The sequence below is a fragment of the Brevundimonas sp. genome, assembly GCF_031082345.1.
GTDB lineage: Bacteria > Pseudomonadota > Alphaproteobacteria > Caulobacterales > Caulobacteraceae > Brevundimonas.
In genome coordinates this window covers 1-2560 of sequence record NZ_JAVHLH010000235.1, presented here as the reverse complement: position 1 = coordinate 2560, position 2560 = coordinate 1, and the positions used below count along the sequence as shown (strand labels likewise).

Annotated in this window: 3 protein-coding genes and 1 pseudogene; 2 read left to right on the top strand and 2 right to left on the bottom strand. The window is 68.9% G+C overall.

The window, feature by feature from the left end:
• On the top strand, positions 1-345 hold a 345-nt coding region (locus tag RDU12_RS12950), incomplete at its 5' end, for a DUF2336 domain-containing protein (protein ID WP_308684995.1).
• A gap of 160 nt (positions 346-505) precedes the next feature.
• Entirely contained in the window at positions 506-937 is a 432-nt protein-coding gene (locus tag RDU12_RS12945; protein WP_300290389.1) for a MucR family transcriptional regulator, read from the top strand.
• 64 nt (positions 938-1001) lie between these two features.
• On the opposite strand, the gene RDU12_RS12940 is transcribed toward RDU12_RS12945, so the two are convergent.
• Both RDU12_RS12940 and RDU12_RS12935 read right to left on the bottom strand, forming a co-directional pair.
• Entirely contained in the window at positions 1002-2108 is a 1107-nt protein-coding gene (locus tag RDU12_RS12940; protein ID WP_300290387.1) for a DUF2336 domain-containing protein, read from the bottom strand.
• Positions 2105-2560, bottom strand: a pseudogene (locus RDU12_RS12935) (hypothetical protein); the annotation flags it as partial. The pseudogene RDU12_RS12935 and the gene RDU12_RS12940, both read right to left, overlap by 4 nt.

The window sequence follows — 2560 nt, the reverse complement described above, 5'->3', positions numbered from 1 at the left end:
GCCAAGATTCTGGGCGACCCGGGAGGCGAGCCGCTGGCCATACTGTGCAAGGCCACGGGCCTGGCCAAGTCGGACCTGACGGGCCTGTGGCGATCAATGCGTCGGCCCGAGACCGCGGAAGACGGCTCGATCGATCCGGTCTGGGAACGGGTTCAGGTCACCTATGACATGCTGGCCGTTGATCGCGCCCAGACGGTGTTGCGGTACTGGAACTGGTCGTTGTCTTCCGCCCTGACCCCGGCTCTACTCAGAGCGATCCGGGATGGCGAGGAAGAGGAGGTCGACGACTATTCGGCCCCCGAACGGGCGGCGATGCTGGCGCTGGCGGAAAACTTCGGACGCTGATCTGCGTCGCGAGTAATGAGCCTCTAGTCTGATAAGCGATACCGGAACGGAAGACGAATACGCTATTGCGTGAATCGAGGTTCGTCTTTATTCACCCGTGTCACGGGCTGACGGTCAACGTTCGGCTGAAACGATCAGATCACAAGGTGAGGCCGCGCGCATGGAAGACAACTCCCAACTGCTCGAAATGACCGCCGACATCGTGTCGGCCTATGTCGGCAACAACAATGTTCAGGCCGTGGAAGTGCCCGGTCTGATCTCCAGCATTCACGCGGCCCTTATGCAGGTTTCGAGCGGCGCGGTGGAGCCCGAGCCGGAACCCAAGGAGCCGGCGGTTCCGATCCGCAAGTCGATCACGCCGGACTTCCTGATCTGTCTGGAAGACGGTCGCAAGTTCAAGTCGCTGAAGCGTCACCTGCGCACCAAGTACAACATGAGCCCCGAGGAATACCGGGCCAAGTGGGGTCTGCCGAAGGACTATCCGATGGTCGCGCCGAACTACGCCAAGGCGCGGTCGGACCTCGCCAAGCAGATGGGCCTCGGCCAAGGCGGGCGCAAACCCGCTCGCGCCGGCCGCCCGGTCAAGAAGTAGGCCTTTCCGCAGGAACGGTTGAAGCGCCCGCCCCAGCGATGGGGCGGGCGTTCTGCATTTGGGGTCAGGCCGCCTGGGCTCCGCGGCGCATGCGCCAGAAACGCAGGGTCCGGAGCGCCGCCTCGCGGGTCAGCTCGGCGTACATGCGGGCGTAGGAGTGCGCCTTGGCCATGGCGTCGCCGTCGTCGTTCAGGAGCACCACCGCGTAGGTGAGGAACAGGGCGCGATCGAGATCGGCGGCCTTGCAGACCACGGCCAGGGCGTCCAGCTCGCGCCGCTCGACGATCTGGCGCGCCGTGTGGAAGTCGATGTCCGCCAGCTGGGCCAGGGCGATCAGGAATGAGGTGCGGCCGCCGGTCTTGTCGCCCGACCGCAGGAAGCGGGCCAGCATCTGGGGCGTGAGCTGCCCGGCGGCGCGGAGCTCTTCCACATAGGCCGAGCATTCCGTGTAGTCGGCCGGAAGGGCGCCGTCGTCGGTGGCGACGCGGGCGCGCCCGGCGGCGAGGGCGCTTTCCAGCAGCGTCGGGTCCATGCTGGCGTTCTGTTCGAGGATGCGGGCCCGGAGCCGGGCCTCGACCACGAAATACATGTCGTTCAGGAGATCCGCCGGGAGGTTGGCGCGCGAGACGGTCGCCTCATGCAGGGCCGGATTGACCTTCGCCCGTTCGACGGCGGCCTCGGAGGCCTTGCGCGACAGGCGGGCGCCGTCGTTGCGCAGCAGGGTTCCGAGAGTCTCGTCGTCCCCGCGCTCGACGATCACGTCCGAGACGGCCTCCGACACCGACGGACGGGCCGAGACGGCGCGGAGGTGGTCCTGTCCGTGCCGGCGGACCACGCCAAGCAGGTCTTCGTCGGTCAGCACGGGCGAGGCGGCCAGCACGGCGCCGGCGACCGCGGCCTCGTCGTTCGCCAGCCGCCGGATCAGGTTGTGGGGGGCGTCGGGCGCGGAGGCGAAGCGGGCGGACAGCTCAGCCCGGACAGCGGTCTCCATGTCGTCCGCCAGCTTGACCAGCACGGCGTCGTAGAGCTTGTCTTCGGCCGGTGTCCGGGCCGAACCGCCGAAGAAATGCTCGGTCAGCTCGCGCAGCAGGGCGCGCCGCTTCTCGCTGGATTCCTCCTCCGCGAGGGCGATCAGCTCAGGCAGTCGCGACAGGGCCGGCGCGTCGGTCACTGGTGATCCCCGTCGGACGGGGCGGGCGCGGCGCGCATATTGCCGTTGCGATCGCGGATCAGGGTCGGGCCCTGATCCGGCGCGGCGAGATCCTGGGAGGCCGGCGTCTCAGCCATCGATACGACCAGGGCGTCGACGTAGGTGGATTCAGGCATCACCAGGGGGTCGGGCTCGCGGCCGTTCTGGCGGTGGACGGAGTAGTAGCGGGCCCCGTGCTGGGGCGGCCGTTCGCCGGAGTTGGTCACCTCGACGATGCGGCGCGGCTCGACCGGGACGTCGACCCGGGCCGCGGCGGCGTCTCCGGGCGGCGGCGGAGCCGGCGTCGCCTCAGGCGAGGGTTGAGGGGCCGGCTGTTGCATCCGGAAAATCAGGGCGTCGCGGCGGGGCGCCATGGGGTCAGCCGGCGCGGCGGGCGTTCCGGCCGCCGGCGCCGGGGCCGGAGCCGGATGGAC